10 protein-coding genes are annotated in these 19065 nt (G+C 60.9%); 1 reads left to right on the plus strand and 9 read right to left on the minus strand.

Features of this window, described 5'->3' with window-relative positions; all coding sequences use genetic code 11:
• Nucleotides 1–122: 122 nt before the first annotated feature.
• Nucleotides 123–1046, plus strand: a complete 924-nt coding sequence (locus JQ46_RS01850) for a siderophore-interacting protein (RefSeq protein ID WP_034984972.1) — start codon at nucleotides 123–125, stop codon at nucleotides 1044–1046.
• A 9-nt stretch (nucleotides 1047–1055) separates the two neighbouring features.
• Here JQ46_RS01850 and JQ46_RS01855 read toward each other — a convergent pair whose 3' ends face one another.
• The 9 genes from JQ46_RS01855 to JQ46_RS01895 form a co-directional block, all read right to left on the minus strand.
• On the minus strand, nucleotides 1056–1865 hold the full coding sequence (locus JQ46_RS01855) for an ABC transporter ATP-binding protein (protein WP_034984974.1): 810 nt from the start codon (nucleotides 1863–1865) through the stop codon (nucleotides 1056–1058).
• Nucleotides 1862–2914 carry a FecCD family ABC transporter permease gene (locus tag JQ46_RS01860; protein ID WP_424647990.1) on the minus strand — a complete coding sequence of 351 codons (1053 nt, stop codon included), beginning with the start codon at nucleotides 2912–2914 and terminating at the stop codon, nucleotides 1862–1864. The genes JQ46_RS01855 and JQ46_RS01860 overlap by 4 nt, the downstream gene beginning before the upstream one ends.
• Complete coding sequence (locus tag JQ46_RS01865; protein ID WP_034985026.1) at nucleotides 2911–3942, minus strand: FecCD family ABC transporter permease; 1032 nt, start codon at nucleotides 3940–3942, stop codon at nucleotides 2911–2913. Before JQ46_RS01865 ends, JQ46_RS01860 begins: the two co-directional genes overlap by 4 nt.
• 36 nt (nucleotides 3943–3978) lie before the next feature.
• Nucleotides 3979–4935 (minus strand): iron-siderophore ABC transporter substrate-binding protein, encoded by a 957-nt coding sequence (locus JQ46_RS01870; RefSeq protein WP_034984976.1) that lies wholly within the window; start codon nucleotides 4933–4935, stop codon nucleotides 3979–3981.
• A gap of 317 nt (nucleotides 4936–5252) precedes the next feature.
• Nucleotides 5253–7310 carry a siderophore-interacting protein gene (locus JQ46_RS01875; protein ID WP_034984977.1) on the minus strand — a complete coding sequence of 686 codons (2058 nt, stop codon included), beginning with the start codon at nucleotides 7308–7310 and terminating at the stop codon, nucleotides 5253–5255.
• Nucleotides 7311–7367: 57 nt separating this feature from the next.
• Nucleotides 7368–14726 carry a condensation domain-containing protein gene (locus tag JQ46_RS01880; protein WP_034984979.1) on the minus strand — a complete coding sequence of 2453 codons (7359 nt, stop codon included), beginning with the start codon at nucleotides 14724–14726 and terminating at the stop codon, nucleotides 7368–7370.
• A 128-nt stretch (nucleotides 14727–14854) separates the two neighbouring features.
• The gene (locus JQ46_RS01885) at nucleotides 14855–15862 is read right to left on the minus strand and encodes an ABC transporter substrate-binding protein (RefSeq protein WP_034984980.1); all 1008 of its coding nucleotides are present in this window, start codon (nucleotides 15860–15862) and stop codon (nucleotides 14855–14857) included.
• A gap of 94 nt (nucleotides 15863–15956) precedes the next feature.
• A complete protein-coding gene (locus JQ46_RS01890; protein ID WP_011274151.1) occupies nucleotides 15957–17624 on the minus strand; it encodes an amino acid adenylation domain-containing protein in 1668 nt (555 codons plus the stop codon).
• Nucleotides 17621–19033, minus strand: a complete 1413-nt coding sequence (locus tag JQ46_RS01895; protein WP_034984981.1) for a SidA/IucD/PvdA family monooxygenase — start codon at nucleotides 19031–19033, stop codon at nucleotides 17621–17623. Before JQ46_RS01895 ends, JQ46_RS01890 begins: the two co-directional genes overlap by 4 nt.
• Nucleotides 19034–19065 lie beyond the last annotated feature (32 nt).

Consider the following 19065-nt stretch of genomic DNA (forward strand, 5'->3'; position numbering starts at 1 on the left):
CTCTTAAGCAGACAGGTCAGCCATACAGTTTCAAGCCCCGCGGCGATCCTCGGATCCCCGCGGGGCTTTCTGTCCCTCGCCCTTTCACTTTTGCTTTAGGTAAGGGTAAGTTAACTTCCACTATGACCTCGAAACCAATTACCCTGAACACTCCGACGAACACTTCCGCCTACCGCGCGGCCTTCTCTGACCACCAACTCTTGGCCGCCCCTTCTGAACCGCACCATCGAATCATCCGCGCCACTGTTTATGACGTCAGCGCCCCGGCAGAAAACCTGCAGAGGATTGTCATCCACTCCCCTGAACTGGTCGGCTTTCAGCTTTCCGGCCCGGACGAGTTCTTTGGCCTCTTTATGCCCGCTAAGCCCGGCGAGAATCTCCATCTACCACTCCACGGAGGTGGCGACAATATCCGCGCAAGCGTTGCAGCCATGCCGGAGACCCAACGCCCAAATCTACGTTGGTACACCGTTCGCTCATTCGATTCCGAGTGCGGACAGTTAACTTTCGACGTGGCGACACATGGCGTCAAAAATCCAAAGGATGAGCACGTCGGACCAGGGCTCGCCTGGGCTCTTGCAACTCGTGTTGGTGACCAGGTAGGCATCTGGACATGCCAGGGTCTCTGGCACCGCGCGCACAATTCGCAAACGCTTATCGCAGACCCATCTGCCGCGCCTTCCATTCGCGCCATCTTGGAATACACGCAAGCTTTCGCCCCGGAACAATTGCGCTCCATGCACATCGTGATTGTCGCCGAGAACCATGGTGACCTCGAGCCCTCCCTCGTCGCCGACTGGGAGAGCAAGCTGGGCAGCCTAGAAGTGTTGTTTAGCGCTACAACGGACTTCAGCGCGGCAGTGATGTCCCACCTACAGCAATTGGACCGTGCCGAACACCCCGCGACCCAGTCGAAGTACGTCTGGGTCGCGGGCGAAGGGCAACTCTGCAAGGAAGTACGGCGCCACGCAGTTCACACCTGGGGCCTCAATAGCGAATCCGTGCAGTGGTGCCCCTATTGGTTCCTCGGGAGGGCAAGGCCTTAGGCCCTCCACTCAAGACCCCTGTGGCGGGTTAGCAACGATCCCTCGCGGCACAATGATCGGAGCCGTACCGCGGGGATCTTCCCACACCTCGGCATTCAGGCCATATGCCTCGCGCAACACATCCACCGTCAGAGCCTCCTTTGGAGAACCCTCGGCGATCTTTTCCCCTTCCTTCATGACGATCATCTCGTCGCTAAAAGCTCCCGCCAAGCCAAGATCATGAAGCACGGTAATCACCGTCTTGCCCTCTTGAGCGAGCTCCCGCACGATACTTAGAATCTCTATCGCATGTGCCGGATCTAGGTAGGTAGTCGGTTCGTCCAACAGCACAATTGGCGTATCCTGCGCCAGCACCATCGCCATCCAGACCCGCTGCCGCTGGCCGCCAGAAAGCTCCGCCACGTCGCGGGCAACAAGATGGTCAACCTTCGTCTTCTTCAGCGCCTCGCGCACTTTTTCTTTATCTTCTGACGCCGTCGCTCCCCCACCCCAGAGCGATCGACGATAAGGGTGCCGTCCGCGTTCCACAAGTTCTCCAACGGTCAATCCCGCCGGACACAGCGGGTGTTGTGGCAAAAGCGCAATTAGTTGGGCGGCTTCGCGCGACCGCAAACTATGCACGTCTTTCTCCTGGGCAAGTACCTGCCCTTCGGCGGGAGCAAGCAGCCGAGAAAGCGTCTTGAGCAGCGTCGACTTGCCGCAACCATTGGGGCCTAAGAGCGTGGTGACCTTCCCGGGCTCTGCAGTGAAAGACACGTCCTTAACAATGCTTGGGCCGTCGTTGTACCCCACGGTGACGTGATCAACTTGAACGTTCATTGAACCATTCCTTTCAGAGTTCCGCGACGGGCCGCCAGCCAGACAAGCAACACCAACGCGGGGCCACCGATGATGGCGGTAACCAACCCCACAGGGGATGTAAATGGCAGTGCGCCCGCCACGACGGCGCACGCAGCTAATAGAGCGGCGCCTGCAAAAGTAGAGCACAGCGGATGGGGCGTGGGAGTGGCCGCCATCAGCTTGGCCAGCTGAGGAGCCAATAGTGCCACGAATCCAATTGGGCCGACAAAGGAAACCACCACCGCGACAATGCCCGTTGCGGCGATGAGCAAAATAGCGCGCACCCTCGTGACATTTACACCAAGTGTGGACGCGGTGGCGTCATCATGAGAAAGAAGAGGGACATCGCGCGTAACGCAGAGGCCTAAAACTACGAAGGGCAACAGGCCCAACGCCATAGGCAGCAAAGCTTCCGTACGCACAAAGCCGGTGGACCCAGCGAGCCAAGTTTGGGCATCCGTGGCACGAGTTAAGTCAGCCCTGAGCAGAAGATACTGCACTAAAGACTGCGTGAGGAAAGACAGCGCCAGGCCGATGACCACTACGCGCTGCGACGTTCCGAAACCACCGAGCAGAACGAGCAAACCAACGATCACTAGTGCGCCAACCAAAGCGAGTGCAGCACGCCACCAGAACGTCGACACCCCCTCACTCCATGCGGGGCGGGTAACTACGGTGCCCGCCACAACCAGAACCGCTGCGCCGCCGGATACACCGAGAATGTCCGGACTGGCCAGCGGATTGCGAGCCATGGTTTGGGTCCACGCGCCGGCCAGCCCCAGCGCCGCGCCGACCAGAACGGTAGCGATTGCTACAGGCAGGCGGAGATCCCACACCACGTTGATTGCTTGCTGTGTGCCCCCACCGGTGAGAACTTCGATGACTTCCATCGGGCTGAGCTTCACCGCTCCTTGCCCCAGAATTAGGCAATAACAAAGCGCCGCTATGAGGGCGAACCCCGATGTGGCTGCCAGGATGCGTCTGCTTCGTGAACGCTTGATACTACGGATAGACGTCATATCGCTCATATCGCCAGCTCCGAGTCATTCGAGGTCGGTGAGCTCTTCTTACGTCGTACCGCCAGAATCATCACTGGGGCACCGACAATAGCTAGGACAATGGACATTTCCAGCTCGTTAGGTTGCAGGACGAAGCGGCCCACAATATCGGCTAGCAGTACAGCCGCGCCGCCGAGGATGGCAGTTGGTAGCAAGAGACGGGTAAGCGCCGGGCCAGTGAACGGACGCAGTAGGTGTGGCACGGCGAAGCCCACGAAGGTCACAAGCCCCACGGTGGCAGTCGCAGAACCGGCGAGGATGATCACCGCTGCGGCAGCCAACAAGCGGGTTCTCGTGGGCGAGCTGCCAAGGGAACGGGCGGAGTCCTCGCCCATCGCAAGTAGATCCAGCGGGCGTGCTGCAAGCGCACCACATAGCGCACCTAGTACTAGACCTAAAGCAGCTAAGGCTACGTCTTCCATACCCCGCCCAGCCGTGGAGCCGACGGTCCAGCGGCGGAGCCCTTCCAGGGTGTCGGAAGAATAGAGGCTCAGCATGTTCGTGGCCGCTTGCAGGGCAAAGGTAACTCCCACGCCCACGAGTACCAGAGTTAGCGGGTTACGCGATACGCGGGAAATCAATAACACGATTAGAGCGGCGACGGCAGCTCCGACGAGCCCCACAAGTGTCCGCTCCCCGACCGTCGTTGCCCAACCCAAGGTCAGTGCCGCGGCGACTGCGAAACTCGCTCCAGCGTTCACGCCGATAATGCCGGGATCTGCCAAGGGGTTGCGGGTCCAGCTCTGAGCAATGGCGCCCGCCATAGCCAGGGCCGCACCTGTGATCACTGCTAAGAGCGTGCGCGGAACGCGCAGGTCCCAAATGATGCCGGACTGTTCAGCATTAATGCCGGACTGCGCGGACGGGTGCGGACCATGCATGAGGATGCTGGTCACCTCGCCAATGGAAAGGTCTTTGGAACCCAAGTACAGGGAGGCAACCAGCAGCAATGCCAAACCAACGAGTGCGGCCGAAGTAAGCAAACGCCGGGAAAGCACCAAAGAATGTCGAGTTCTTGACGCAGACACTTTCAACTAGATTGCGTCAGAGAACTTGTCTACTGCCCAGGGGATGGTCAATGGGTTCGGCATACTCATTGCATTGCCCACGTTTTCGTCCATCCAGCGGACCTTGCCTTCGCGAACAACGTCCAGCTTGCTGAATGTTGGATCCTTCTTCAAGGTATCGGCGGCACCCTGGTAATCAAGGACGAAGAGGTAATCGACGTTGTTGAGGTCGCTGTAGTTCTCAGGTGCGATGTCACGGTAGAACTCGCCGCCGTCGCCTTCGAGCTCCTTCGGGATCTCGAAGCCCAGACTTTCGATGAACTGCCCTCGGCCGTCACCGGAGGTGTACAGGCCGATCTTTCCCTGATAAGGCATGACGATAGCCGCACGCTTGCCCTTGAGTTCAGGATGCTGCTTTTGGAAATCATCGAAGGCCTTCTGCGTTTCTTCGACAAGCTTGTCGCCTTCTTCTTGCTTGTCTACAGCGCCGGCGATCTGGTTGACCTGATCCCGCCAAGGGATCTGCCAGTCCGTCGCACCGTCTGGCTTCACGGTGGTAGGGGCAATGTCATTGAGCGCCTTCTTCGCCTGCGCGTCTACGGCAGAGTTCACCGCAATGATCTTGTCCGGATCAGCGGCGGAGATCTTCTCCAGGATTTCAGCAGTGAATCCGCTGGCAGTACCGTAGACCACCTCAGGTTTGTTTTCGCCGAGCTTTTCGGTAGCCCATGGGCCGACGCCAGACGCATCAACATCACCCTCAGCACCCCAGGGCGCTACGAGGACTGGTTGGATGCCTAGAGCGAGCAAGGTATCGCTGTCTCCCAGGCCAACTGCGGCGATGCGCTCGTCCCCGGTGCCCTCATTTTTTGACGCCGCCGCGTCATCGCCTCGGGAGCAACCAGACAGAACAAGAGTGGATGCTGCCAAGACAGCGGCGGTCTTCAGCGCCGCTCGACGGGTCAGCGAATTGTTTCGAAACATGTGAAAGCCTAACGTGTAAGGAACTCTTTGAGGCGCTGTAGAGTGCCCGTAGCCCTGAGGGACTGATGGCCTCTTTCGGCTACGGGGGACTCAGCAATCGCGCCTATCTTACACAGGTTAGGCTAACCACACAACATGCTACCCTAAGTTAATTATTTTGGGGGATGTGTGGCCGCCGATATGGAGGCAGCTCAGCCGCTAGGGGCCAGCCGACAGGGGGCACTTTAGAAACGGTTTAGCAAACCACCAAACGTCCGCCGCTCCTCCACACGCTTCGCCCGAGACAAATGTCCTGAGGTTCGCCCGACCACCGGCAGTTACCTACCTCCCCTCCCCACCTCGAACAGCTGGGCACTCCACCCCACCGCCTGCTGCGAACGCGCTACCGCACCCACGGCAGCCAGGTGCTTCGCAATCACACGGGCCGTGGGCAGCTGCGATCCATACAGAACGAGGCGTGATAAATCTTCCTCGTAGTCATGATCCTCGGCCCCGCTTTCCTGCAACACTGGGGTCACCAGGAACAGCTGCGCCCCAAAACGTAGTACGGCAGCTACCAGCTGTTGCAGCTCTATAGCTGGCCAACGCCGCCACGGATCAACCAACACCACAGCATCTACCTGCTCACACAAAGTAGCCACTGTGCCAGCCCAATCCGCCCGGCGCACATCCTCACCGCTACGCCCAACCGTTGGAGCGTGCAGTGCACTATAGCGAGCACGATCCCGGCGGCGTGGAGCAATATCGCGCAGCATAACCTCCTCTGCGCTGGCCCCAGGCTCCGTCATCGCTGCAGTTGTTGCGCCTACTGAAATCCTTGCGTCATCTTCTGCCTCCGAAAACGACCCCAACACCACGGCGTTGGCCTGCGGTATCTTACGTAGAATCTCATCCGCATACACCGCCGCGGCCGGACCTCCCACCGCGCACCGAAGCGAGCCAGCATCCTGTCGCGCTAGTAGCTTGCTGCTCAGAATCTCCGCTGCGGCCGGGGCCGACCACTGAGCGCTGGAGGCCGCCTGTTCGTGTTCCTCCACGGCCAGTTGTGGCTGGGTTTGCACAATGTAGTCCCAGCGGTGCTCGCCCGTATCAGCCGGATTCTGCAGTGCCTGCCCTAGCTGGCCAAGTGCTGCGGTCTTGGCGGCTGCCGGCCCGGCAATCCAATCCCTTACTGGAGAATCCGGGTTTGCTAACTCGCTGCCCAGCGCAGTGAGGCCGATTCGAACCGCCCGTTGGTCCGCCACATCCTCCGCTGAGCTATCCAGTGCTGCATCCGCCGACAAAGTCACTAACCCCACTGCCTCCAAGTAACGCGCAATCCGGAGAGCCAGCTCCTGCTGCAGGCCAGTTGCTGCGGCCAGTTGATCCACTCGATCCGCGCCCTCATCAATCAGGCCAAAAATCCCCAACCCTACGGCTTGGCGCACCAGAATCGCCGACCCCATTTCGGTGAGTTCATGCAGCTCAATCACCGCATTACGGTGGCTCGTCACGGCCCCTGTCTCCGCCCCCTCACTGTCGCCCTGCGTAGCCGTCGCCCCTGCTTCCGATTGTGCCGGTGCCATTGCGCGCCAGTACCCCGTAATCTCCACGTTTTCCCGCGGAATCCCCAGAGCTCGAACCCAGCGTCGGATCGCCTTCAATCGCCCGGCCTCTCCCGCAGCCCATACATAGGGCATCGCGGCGGGCTCGGCCGCCCACTCTGGGTGTTCTCCGTACAACTCGGTAGCTTTCGCCACGAAGTCCCCGCCCTCGTCTCGCACCTGCCAGTGAATGTCCACCTGTGCTTCGAACTCCAGTCGCTGGACATGTGCCCGCGTGGCAACCTCAATAATCGCCACTGCCCTATACCCGGCGGGCAAAGACTCTATACAGCGAGCAATCGCCGGCAGCGCCGTCTCGTCGCCCACCATCAGTAGCCACGGAGTGTGGGTGGGCAGCGCTGCGCAAGACTTCGGCCCTGCGATATACAGGGGATCTCCCGGTCGAGCTCGTGCGGACCAGTCCTCGGCCAGGCCTTGGCCATGCCGCGCGAAGTCTACGACGAGGCGGCCCTGGGAGGCGTCGAATGAACGGACGGTATATGTCCGAAACAGATCTTTGACCTCCTCTTGCCATAGCACCGTCGCGTCCTCCCGTGTGATGGGGTGAGGGCGCTCCCCGGTGGCCGGGTCTGGGAAGATGATGCGGATATCGTCGTCGAAACCATCGCTGACTAGCGGTGGTGCGTCTACGCCGAACGCACTATGGGCGCGTAGTTGTTCGCCCGTCAGAGTAATGCGACGCATCCCTGGTGTGATGTCCTCGATGTCATCGACCTGCAGTTCGCGGATCGTAATGGGGTAGATTTCCCTGTCTCGGCTATTCCTCGCCATGGTCATTCCTTTCTCGTTTCTGGGTTGGCGGTGTGCGGTGAGTCGGTGTGTAGCGGGTCAGTGCGCAGGGTCGGCATGCGCAGGGTCGATACCTGTCGCCTCGGGTGCTGGCCGGTCAGCCGAACTCTTGTCCAGCAGCCGCGGTGCCCATTGCTGGAAAACGTTCTTCCAGCCATCGGCTTTCACCAGCTGCGCGTGCGTAAGTTCAAGCTCGCTCACCCGCACCGGATACGCCCCCGGACGGCGCCTCCACGCAGCAGCCGGATCCCACTGCCCGTGTGCCACATCACTGTTGTTTTGCGTTGCCACCACTAGCTCGACCCGGCCTTCGTAGCTGGTGGGTGCTGCTGTGTGCAGCATCTGCATGCAGAAACGGATGTTGCTTTCTATATCGACGCCCACAGTGCCCAATTCGTGTGACATCCCATCGGCACGCGCAATTGCCCGAACGTCGTAGTCACCAAAGGCTGTCCTGCCATCGGGCGTGCCCGGCGGCCAGGAATGCGTACCGGAGCTGGGGCTGCTGCCGCTGGGGTAGGCGTCAAGAATTCCTAAGAACCGCACCTCATAGCCCCGGCGCTGCAACGCGGCAGCGATGTTTTCAGCCACCACGCCACCGAAGGAGTAGCCCACCAACGTGAAGGGTCCTTCTTGTTGCTCGGCCAGGATCTGTTCGGTGTAGAGCTCCGCTAGCTCGGCCAGTGTTTCCACCTGGGGTAGCGGGGACGGTAGTTCGATCAGGCGGGCGTCGAACTCAGTGTCCGCCAGAAGGCTGGCCAGCGGGGCGAAGGCCAAGCCATGTCCGCCGATCGTATGGAGGCACCACACCGGGCGGCGTTGCGAATGCTCGGCAGTCTGTAAGCGCTGGGATTGCTGCGGCTTCGGCGGCTGCTTAGCCTTCATAGCTCCACCAGTGCCCTGCCCCAGCCGTTCCGCGATGGCTGCCGGAGTACCAGCATCCACAATGTCCTGGATCTTCAACTGCATGCCCTGCTTGCGCAGCACACCCATCAAACGCATGGCCAGCAGGGAGTCACCACCGGAGGTGAAGAAGTTCTCTTCGGGGCCGATCGGGTTGCCTAGCAAGCTCTCCATGGCGGCCTGCACCTGGGCGCATACGGGGTTGTCCTCAGAAAGCTCCCGGTTACCGGTATTGCACGTATCCGCTTCCTCTACTTCGCTGTGCCCATCTACTTCTATTTGCCCGTCCGCTGGCTCCTCAAACTCGCCGCGCTCCGGAAGCAACTCCACCAACCGGAGATCCCTACCGGTGGCGGCGTCGCACAGTGCATTGAGGAATGTGCCGAACCACCTCGCGGCGGCGTCAGGAAGAATGCGTTCCACCACATCCGGACGGTGCACCAGCGTAATTTCCAAAACGTCCCCGGGCGGGCACACGACAGTCAGCGGGTAATGCGTGCGACCGCTGGTGCGCAGCCCCTGGATGCGCAGGCACGACTCGGAGGTCTCCACTGTGTGTGGACCGCTCGGTGCACCGAAGTGTGCGTGATGGTCGTACACCACCGCGGTGTCGAACAACGGTGCACTTCCCACCAGGGTCTCGATCTCCTGTAGCGGCGTGGTCTGGTTCTCGCTGATCAGCGCCATGGTATCTGCCACCTGTCGCACGGTATGGCGCAGCGTGTGCCCCGGTTCGAGTTGTACGTGCAACGGGAGTGTGGTGATGAACATGCCCACCGCACTAGCCATTCGCGGCTGCTCCGCGGACCGGCCGGAAAGAGTCACCCCCGTAGTCACTCGGCGCCCACCATGCAGCGCAGCCAGCGTGAGCAACCACGCGGTTTGTACCAGCACACTGGGTGTGGTCCCTAGGCTCGCCGCGGCCGTTGTCACCCGCCCGTCTGTGTCGCGGTGCAGTACGTGCGGCACCTCTGGGGCTTCTGTTGTGCTCTTTTTACTTGACGCCACCGGCCGCAAGCCCGCAATCACACCTCCGTGCTCGCCTGTGCGACTGGCCTCATGGGGCTGATCGGTGCCGGTGAAAATCTGTTGCCAGGCGCGGTGTTCCCGCTCCAGTTGTTCGACGCTGCGTTGGCACAGGCTTCGAGCAAATTCCGCGAAGGAGGGCGCGGGGTCCAGATCCTCGCCGCTTAGCAGTCGCTGCAAATCCTGCAGCATCACGGCGGTGGACCAGCCATCGGTGAGGATGTGATGGCTGCCCAGCACAAGTGTGGCAGGGCGGTTGGTTTCTAGTCGGTTACTCTCTGGCAACAGCACCAGGTCTGCGGTGACTAGCGGGCCGGATTCCAGGTCCACGGCGCGGTGGCCGCGCAACTCCCGCAGATGTTCCACGAACGCATGAGCTGCAGCCGGTGAGAAGTCTCTGCAGTCGTGGATTGTCCAGGGCAGATCGAGCCGCTCCGGAATCAGCATCAGCGGGAGGTCGCTGCAATCGAACACGGCGCGCAGTGCTGCGTGGCGGCGCAGAATTGCCCGCATCGACTGGTGGATAAGCTCTGGGGAAGCCACACCAGTAAGGTCCACGGCGGCGGCAATGACGTAGCGGTCGGTTCCGGCCAATCCGTGGAACAGCAGCCCCTGCTGGGAGGCAGTAGCCGGGACAATGTCTTCCAGGGGACCGTGGGCGGCTTCCAGGGAGCGCAGATGAGCAACGCTGAGGGTCGGTGTGGGCTGGTTGGTTGAGCTGTGGCCTAGCCGAGGGTTCGTCGGCTGTGTATCGAATGCCCGGTAGTCGCTAGGCAGTGCTTGGCGCAGTACCAATCGATCCGCGACCAGCAGGTCCCGCGCCGCACGCTGTAGCTGTTCGTGCAGTTTCTCCAGCACGGTCGGGGATGCATCCCTGAGTGCTGCCAGGTCCGCCACGTATTCCACGTCTGCGCCGTCCGAGGTGAGGAAGACATTTATCGTCAGAGCCTCCGTCATCCGCCGGTCGTCGGATTCCAACACGCCGAAGCTCTCCTCCGGCTGTGCATCCAGAACATTAATCACCACACGACGGTTTGGAGGGCACGAAGCTGGATCCCACGGCTGAGCCTGCGACTCGGCCTCGCGCCCAGCGCGAACCCACGCTGCCATAAACCTCGGAGAATTGGCGGATGAATGAACGGAGGCACCGTCAGCCCTCACAGAGAAAGCCCAACGCTCCTCCGTAGTGAACCAACCGATCAGCTCCATGCAATCCACCGCGCTACCGGTGCTGCCATAGTCACCAGAACGAGTGGCACCGGTGCCGCCATCGCGGCCGTGCCCTTCCACCACCAGCTGAAGCTCGGTCAAACCTACGGCCTGTAGCGCTTGCGCTAACAATGACACCACCACGACCTGTCGGTCTGTTCGAAAACGCTGCGCCAGCTCGGAACTCATCGCCGCAGCGTCCGGCATCGCAATATGTCGCCACATCATCGTGGCCTGCCCCCGTGGGCATAGCAGTTTCTCCGGCAACTCCGGCAAGACCGACAGCTCCGCCGATCCCGGTGGCACGTTCTGCACGGCCTGGTGCTCCACGGCACGCTGCATCCCGTGGGCGCGCAGGAGGCCGGTGAGTGCGGGAAGCTTCACGTTGGCGTCAATTAATACAGCATTCCACTCGCGCTGCAGGTTCGGCCAGGACAGCGCATCGATCGCCAGGTGGTGCACCATCACCAGCGCGCCTTCCGCACACAGCCCCACCTGCCACATCACTCCTCTATCGGGGGCTATGCGGGCGGCCAGCTGTTCCACCGGATCTGGGCCGTCCGGCGCAAGCTCCACCACAATCTCCGTGGCACTGGCCAGTGGCACACGCGGGATCAGCTGCACTACGTTGTCCCAGTCCAGCAACATCCGCAGGCTCGCGTGCCGGCGCTGAAGCACCTCCACCGCGCGCAGTACATCGGCTTGGCCACACCCGGGTGGCACATCTAGCCACCGGTACATCACGTGGCGACGCATCGCTTGCACGGTGGGAGCAGCTGCAATCTGCGTGCGCGCCACCGGACTCCACGGCAATACACCCCAATCCAGCCATTGGTCGTCCCCATTATTGGAGCCCTCATTACTCTTATCGCCCAGGTCTTCACCAGAACTAAGGAAGGTCGGGCGCGCAGCCTGCGAAACCTGGGGAGCCTGCGGATTCTGCGGAGGACGGAAGTCTAATGGGATCTGCGCTAACGCAATGCCGCCCATTAGGTCCTTCGGCTGCAACAGCAGCCCCTGCTGACGTGCGCGAGAGGCCACATGAAGAGCAGCAATACTCTCCCCTCCCAAACTGATGAAGTCCTGATCAGGATCAGTCTGCTGCGGCGGTAGATGGAGAACATCACACACCGTGCGATGCAGCAGGAGGTGGGCAGGGTCGAGCGGCGCAAGCGGGTCGTTTTTACCGCTTGTAGTTGCGTTACCTGCGCTAGAGACCTCCACGGGTTCGGTCGCCTCGGGAGCTGCGGTATCCTCCTTCGCACCAGCGGTCGGCGGCTGCAGTCCGTATCCGGCGATGGCCTCCCGGTCGATCTTGCCGGAGGTGGTGGTGGGCAGCGCTCGCACTGGATGGATGCGCCGGGGGATCGCCGCGGCGGGTAAAGCAGCTTGCAACTGGTGCCGGATAGCGGTCAGATCTGAAGCGTCCATGGGCCAATCCCCTACCACCGCAGCAACCAACACAGTGGCCTGCCCACTGCGATTCAGTGGTGCCACGGCGCAGTGCCGCACGCCGTTCACGCTGGCTAGTACAGCTTCCACTTCGGCCAGCTCCACGCGCTGCCCATTGATCTCGACTTGCTCATCGGCACGCCCCAGAAACTGGTAGCCCCGCCCAGGAATCCATCGTGCCCGATCCCCGGTGCGGTAAATGCGCTCCGGAGCCCGACGCGGGTCGATGCGAACGTCCTCCTTGAACGCCGCATCGGTGGCCTCCGGAAGGCCACGGTAGCCGAGTGCCAGCTGTGGACCGGCTAGAACCAGTTCGCCTACTTCTTGGTCTCCTACCAGCTGCAGGGCGTTATCCACCAGGTAGGCACGCATACCGGCAACGGGCCGCCCCAGGTGTGCCACGCCCGGCTCCACTCGGGCCAAAAGGGCATCTACAGTGCTTTCGGTGGGGCCATAGGCATTGACGACCTCCAGGCCGGTGGCCGCCAGGTGATCCCACAGCTCAGCGGGCAGCTCTTCGCCACCCAAAACCACTAACTGCAGGCTCGGTACTTTCTCCAATAACTGCGCGGCCAACAACGCCTTCATCATGGAGGGAGTCGTATCCACCACATTGATCTGCTGTGTAGCGAAGTGTTCCACCAGCTTGTCTGCATCCCCAGTGGCCTGTTCTGGGTAGAGGTGCACGTCGTGGCCCGCCAGCAGCCACAGCAACTGGTCGAATGCTGCATCGAAACTGAAAGACGCCGTATGCGCCACCACCGCGTGCGGCCTGTCGTACAATCCGCTGCGGTGTTGGGCAAACAGAGAGCTAATGGCACGGCGGGGAACCTCCACGCCCTTGGGCTTGCCGGTGGATCCAGAAGTATAGATCAGGTAGGCCAATTGCTCCGGGTCTGGACAGGCTGCCGATTCCGCGGACCGTTCTACGGCGTTCTCCTCCGAGGTGGTACTGCCCAAGGCTAGGGCGTAGCGGATGGCCGCCGCATCCACACTAGCTACCGGTTCAGCGTTCGCATGGATTTGCTCACGGCGCTGGGCAGGACTGGTGGGATCGATATAGACGAAGGGCACACCCGCGGCGAAAGCGGCTAGCACAGCAAGGGCCAATTCGCGCCCCCGCTCCATCTCGAGAGCGAGCACTGGTCGCGCCCTATCTTGCTCGGTGACTTGTTCCGCCTGGCGCCACCTGTCGCTTCCCAGAACCTCACGGCGAAAGTAACTAGCCAGGCGATGTACTGCAGCGTGGAGATCCTTGCTGTTCAGCACTGCAGCGCCCAGTATCTCGCGATCCAACATCTCAGTTCCGGGCTCGGTATCCCAGCCATCGGCAGTGTGAACCACCAGATGTGCCTGTGTGTGGTTTCGCAGCGTGGACAAAGCGGTGCTCAGAGCGTCCTGCGATCGGCTATTTTCGGCCACTTCGACACCTTGGGCGTGCCGCTGCTCTAACATTTCCACGCGCCGTCTCTGGCTATGCAGTGGCAGCTCCCCGATCTTTCGGGATGTGTCTTCAAGCGCCTGACACGTGAACTCCCGCAGTGCCTCCAACCGAGCCCGCGCATGCTCGGCACTCACGCGGGCCGGATCCGTCTCAAAAGCCATGTCCAGTCCGCCATCCTCGGCCGGGGTGAGCACCAATCCCAAATCCTCCGGCGGCCCACCCGCCACATTGCGCAACCGCCCCGGAACCCCCGCGAAATCCGCCCGGGTGGTGAAGGCCTTAGCATTCACTCCCACTCCGTGTAGCACGTCAGCCACCCGGGAGTCCCCCGTGATCTGCGGTAGGCTCTCTCCACGCAGTCGCTGGTGGGCCAGTAGACCATGCAGCGACTCCACCGCATGGTGTAGATACTCCTGCACCGTTTGTTGATTGTCGACGTTGACTCGCAGTGGCAGCACATTGACGGCCATTGCAGGCGTGCGGAGCTCTCGCGTATGCGAGCGTGCCATCACGGGCACAGCCAGGAATTGTTCGCTGGTCGAGCGTGGAGCCAACAGACGGTGAACAAACGCCCCGTACAGTGCGATCATGAGCTCTACCCACGTAATCTGCTCATCAGTAGCGGCTTTCGTGGCCTTCTCCATGATCTCCGGCCCCAGGCGCATGGTGGTGGTGATTGTGGTTTGCCCTGTGCCTTCTGCCTTTGTGGCCGTATTCATCGTGGCGCGCTCAGCAACTTCCGGAAGCTGTGCGAGTACGGACGTCCAATACTGTTTATCCCGGATATGCTCCGCGGATTCGCGGTACTCCTGATCCAGCGCCACCAGTTCGGACAGCGAAGCTGCCCGGAATGGACGAGCCTGCTTTCCTGCCACGCGAGCGGTATAAATCTGACTAAGGCGACGCGTGAGCAGGGAAGCCGAGAAGCCATCGACAATAAGGTGATGATAAAGCTGGACAACCCAGGTCTCGGTGACGTCGAGAAGAATAATGACATAACGACACAACGGTTGATCCACCATGGTGCGCATCGTCTCGGCACATTCGGCGCGTAGCGCATCTACCCAGGCTTCCGCGCTGCGCTGGGGATCCGCGGCGTGCCGCACGTCGATCACGCGGTCGACCCCGGGGCCTTCCTGTACCACGGATTGTTGCGGGGTAAGGCCATCCGTCGTGACGCGCACGCGCAATGTCTCAGCTTCCTGTTGCAGCTGTGCGATGGAGTGCTGCAGAGTTTCCAGCTCGATGTGCCCTGGCCCCAGGTGCAGTACCTCACCAACCACGTAGTAGGGCGATTCGGGGTTGAGTTTTTGGGCGTTCCAGACACCGTATTGAGCGCTCGTTAACGGCAGCGTAGAAGACAAGTCAAGTTCCTTGTGAGTCGGCGGGCGGCAGCGGGGAGGCGAGTGAGAGAACAAGAAAGGGCATAAGAAAACACCCCACGCTGCCACACCGGGCGACACATTCGCGAGGGGTGCTGGAGAAAAAGAGACTAAGAGATCTCTTTCAAGGTAGGCTTGACCTGCTCCAATACCCATGCACGGGACAGGGCGGTCGGCGTGTTCAGGCCAGCAACCACAGCCTCGTTACCCGCCAGGGTGGCGCCGGACTTGACCTGCGGCAGGTCTGAGTAGCCCGGGATCTTCTCCACCTCCGCGATGTCACCGGTGCGGTTATAGATCACCATGAAGTCCGCAGCCAGGGCGGAGACGTTTTCTGGCGACAGAGTCACGCGCCCCTGCTGTACCTCGATTGAGCCGTCGGTCAGAGATTCCGGGAACTTCATACCCAGGTCGTAGATAAAGGAGGCTCCTGGATCCTTCGGGTCGGCCACAGCTCCAAAGGATCCCTGAGCGAACTGGGAGACCACACCGGTCTTACCCTCGATATTCGGCAGCTCGGACTTCGCATCGGAGAAGACTTTCTCATCCTGGTCGATGACTTCTTGAGCTTTATCTTCCTTGTTGAAGATCTTGCCGAGCTCCTTCAACTGCGACTTCCAGCTGATCCCCTCACCCTCGGTGCCAATACCACCCAGAGTGGGCGCGATCTCGGAGAGCTGTGTGTAGTTATCCTCGGAGATCGTCCAGTAGTCCCCGACGATGAAATCCGGAGCAGCGGCGGCGATCTCTTCCTTCGGCAGAGTCTTGAAATCGGTCTGCTTGATAATCTCCACGCCATCCAACTTGCCGTCGCGCCACGGGGCATTCATGTCCTTAGCAGACACCACCACGGCGGAGGGCTTGATGCCCATAGCCAGCAGGTTGTCGATGGCTGGACCAATGGCAACGACGCGCTCGGGGTTTACGGGGTATGTGTCTTCCCCCCAGGCGTGCTTGATGTTGACTTCGGAGGCATTATCGCCGGAATTCGCTGCGGAGTTTGCGCCTGAGGAAGTATTTTCCGCCTTGTCATCTGCATCGGAGCTGCAGGCTCCCAACACCAGGGTAGTGGAGAGCACGGCGATGCTGAGCGCACGGACAACGTTTGAGTTCTTCATTCTGAATGGGTTTCCATTTCACTAAACGAACAAGATTAGGTAAGGCTACCATCACCAAGGGTAGGCTAACAAGGGTAATCTGAGACTTTTTAACTTAATTTGGATCGGGGAGGGCACGACGATCCAGCTTCCCATTACTGCTCAGCGGCAATGCCTGCAGAGCCACTACACGGCTGGGAACCATGTACTCCGGTACTGATTCGCGCAGCACAGCAGCCACCTCCGTAGGCGGTAGTACCACTGCTTCCTGATCCCACACCACATAGCCCACCAGCACTGGTGAATCCTCGCCAACGACACGACTGGCCGCCTGCCGCACACCAGGAACCCGTCGCAGCGCCGCATCTACCTCTCCCAACTCCACTCGGTTGCCCCGGATCTTCACCTGGTCACCCACCCGACCTACGAATTCCAGCAACCCCACCTGGTTCCATCGTGCTAGATCTCCGGTGCAGTACATTCGGCCGCCATCAACCTGTGGGTACCAACTGGGCACAAAAGATTGTGCCGTTAGCTCCGGGCGGCGCCAATAGCCAGTAGCCACCTGCACCCCGGCAATGCAGAGCTCACCCACCTGGCCAGGATCGGTAACCTCTTTCCCATCCTCAGCGCGCAGATAACAGCTCACATTGTCTTGAGGCAGACCCAACAGCGACGGTTGCCGACCATCCCCCGCGCTGGATCCCGCCAGCTCAGCCAGCAATTCCTCGGTATATTCAACCCACAGCACATCCATCGCGGCCTCCGTGGGCCCATAAAGTCCATGCACCCGGCAACCGATCTGTCGCAGGCACCGTTCTGCCAGCGCACTGGGCACAGCCTCGCCACCTAGCAGCAGATGCTTGAGCCCAGCCAACCTTTCCAGAGGCTCACCCATGTCGTCCATGACATCCAACAGCGTGCCGAGCATACTCGGCACCATCGACAGCACACTGACCTGGTAATCCACCAGCAAATCCAAAAAGCCATCGATATCCCCCATCCACCACTGTGAATCGGGCATCACCACCGTTCCACCATTAGCCAGGGGGTTCAGGATCTCCGCGATACCCACATCAAACACCGCCGGCGCCTTCTGCAGCACACGAAGTTCCTCGCCAGGCCCCACGATCCGGGCGCTCCATTCCAAATGGCAGGCTACGCCACGGTGAGTATTCACCACCGCCTTCGGCCGCCCGGTCGAACCTGAGGTGAACGTGATGTAACAGGGATCCTCCGGGCAAATGTCCGTGTTCACCTCCAACAGCGCACCGCTCACCTGCAGCGAGCCACCCGATCCATCTATATTTTCGCGGTCACACTCTGCGCCACCAATCCACACTTCAGCGGCGCAAGCTTCGGCGACGACTCGGCGCAGCTCCTGTTCCGCAGACTGCTCCACACCGAGCAACATCACCAGCTCCGGCTGAAGATCTTCCAGCTGCCAACGCAAACGCTCTGTTGGAGAATCCACCTCCAATGGACAATAGACTGCGCCCGAGTGAAGAATCCCTGCCACCATTACCGGTAGCCGAGTATCCCGGCGCGCCAGTACCGCGATCCGGTCCCCTCTACCCAGCCCGCGGCTGCTAATACTGCCGGCCACTCGCCTGGCACCTCTAGCCAGTTCTGGCCAAGTAATGGCCCCAGCAGGCCCCGTAACCGCTAGCCGTGGGCTATCTACCCCACACTCCTGGACTGCCGCACAAATCATCGCATCCACCGTGGCATAGCGCTGCTTCACTCGGCGGCCATGAGGCCGCGGTGCTGGAAATGCACTCATGAACGCACCTCCGCCCGAACCCCAGCCTGCACCCCAGCCCGCATGCCAGCCTGCACATCGGCGGCATTATCGCCCAGGCCGTCCCCTACACCGAGCCCAGCTACTACCCGATCGGAAAGCTCGCCCAGGCAGCTCAGGTTCGCAAACCCCGGCCCCTGGCGCATACCTGCCAGTGCCGGAACAAACAGGTGCGGAACCAATCCCTCCACTGCCAGATCTGCCCCAATACTGGCCTCCCAGGCCGGAACGGAGCTCAGCGCTGCATCGGACTGGTTGCCTAGTGCGCGCTCCAGGAGGAGGCGCACCTGTGGCGTCATCACATCACAGAACCACAAGGGCCTACCACCGCGAGCGTCAATGACGAGATCGCACAGCTCGGTGTAGGAGCCACACACTTCATCATCAATATGCACCCGCAGTCGAAAATCAGCGTCCGGCGAGCTCGCCAGCTCCACACGGCGGACAACGCCACGGCGATGTGCCACGCGATCATCGGAATCTAACACCTGCTGCACCCGCACAGAAAGCACCCCACGGTCGGTTCTGCGGATGAAGTCTCTACGCGCTGCTTCGCTGAGTGTCACCCATTTGCGCGGATCTGTATACAACTCGTTTTCGAATTGACTCTCCCCACGACTGAACATCGTGGCCAGGGGCGATACGGCCAGAGCTTCCTCAATATTGAGGTGAATTAGCTGGTCCAACACGGAAGCTGCAGATTCCCCAGTACCGATCACCACAACACGAGGGACCTCGGGGAGGCTTCCACGCGCCTTGAGATCCCAAAATTCTGCCACAGAGAGCACACCCGGAACATCCGAAATTTTGCCGTCGCTACGGCCAGGGCCGGTAACGAGCACACTATCGGCCTCCAGAGTGAACTCGGCGCCACGTGTGTCCTCGGCAGTGAGGCGCCACCGGCAGGGCTGGGAGGCAGTGCCGGTGGCCGTGCCCGTAGGGCTAGTGGCACTACTTTCAGTGGTCACGTCGAGTAGCCGCACCGTTGCTGGAACCACCCGCATTCCCATCTTTTGCGCCGCCCACTCCAGGTAGCTAGCCCACAGGTAGTGCGGTGGGTTGGGGTGGCCACGGTCGATCCAAGAGGCATAACGATCCGACTCCGTAAGGAAGCGCACCCAGCTAAGCCCCAGCATGCTCCGGTCCACGGCCTCGTTGAGCTCGCCCGCGATGCGCGTGCGGTAGGGAAATCCCAGATCTTTATCGGGCGAGGTTCCCAGCAACTGCCGCCCGTCCGTCCACCCACCGCAAGGCTTCCAATTACCGCCAATGCCGTGCGGATCCACCACGGTTACTTCCGGGGTTGGAACGCCCAGGCTGCGCAGAGCGTGGAGTTTCGCCTGAACGGCTAGCGCTTTTGGCCCCGCTCCGATGATCGCCAATGATTTCAACTTACCATCCCCTTACCAAGTGAAGGCTTACC

Origin of the sequence: Corynebacterium jeikeium, from assembly GCF_000738175.1 — a bacterium.
GTDB lineage: Bacteria > Actinomycetota > Actinomycetes > Mycobacteriales > Mycobacteriaceae > Corynebacterium > Corynebacterium jeikeium_C.

Excerpts from the sequence above, each read along its gene's own strand:
- JQ46_RS01890 (WP_011274151.1), bottom strand. The coding sequence starts at position 17,624 with ATGAGTGCATTTCCAGCACCGCGGCCTCATGGCCGCCGAGTGAAGCAG.
- JQ46_RS01885 (WP_034984980.1), bottom strand. The coding sequence starts at position 15,862 with ATGAAGAACTCAAACGTTGTCCGTGCGCTCAGCATCGCCGTGCTCTCC.
- JQ46_RS01870 (WP_034984976.1), bottom strand. The coding sequence starts at position 4,935 with ATGTTTCGAAACAATTCGCTGACCCGTCGAGCGGCGCTGAAGACCGCC.
- JQ46_RS01860 (WP_424647990.1), bottom strand. The coding sequence starts at position 2,914 with ATGAGCGATATGACGTCTATCCGTAGTATCAAGCGTTCACGAAGCAGA.
- JQ46_RS01855 (WP_034984974.1), bottom strand. The coding sequence starts at position 1,865 with ATGAACGTTCAAGTTGATCACGTCACCGTGGGGTACAACGACGGCCCA.
- JQ46_RS01875 (WP_034984977.1), bottom strand. The coding sequence starts at position 7,310 with ATGGCGAGGAATAGCCGAGACAGGGAAATCTACCCCATTACGATCCGC.
- JQ46_RS01850 (WP_034984972.1), top strand. The coding sequence starts at position 123 with ATGACCTCGAAACCAATTACCCTGAACACTCCGACGAACACTTCCGCC.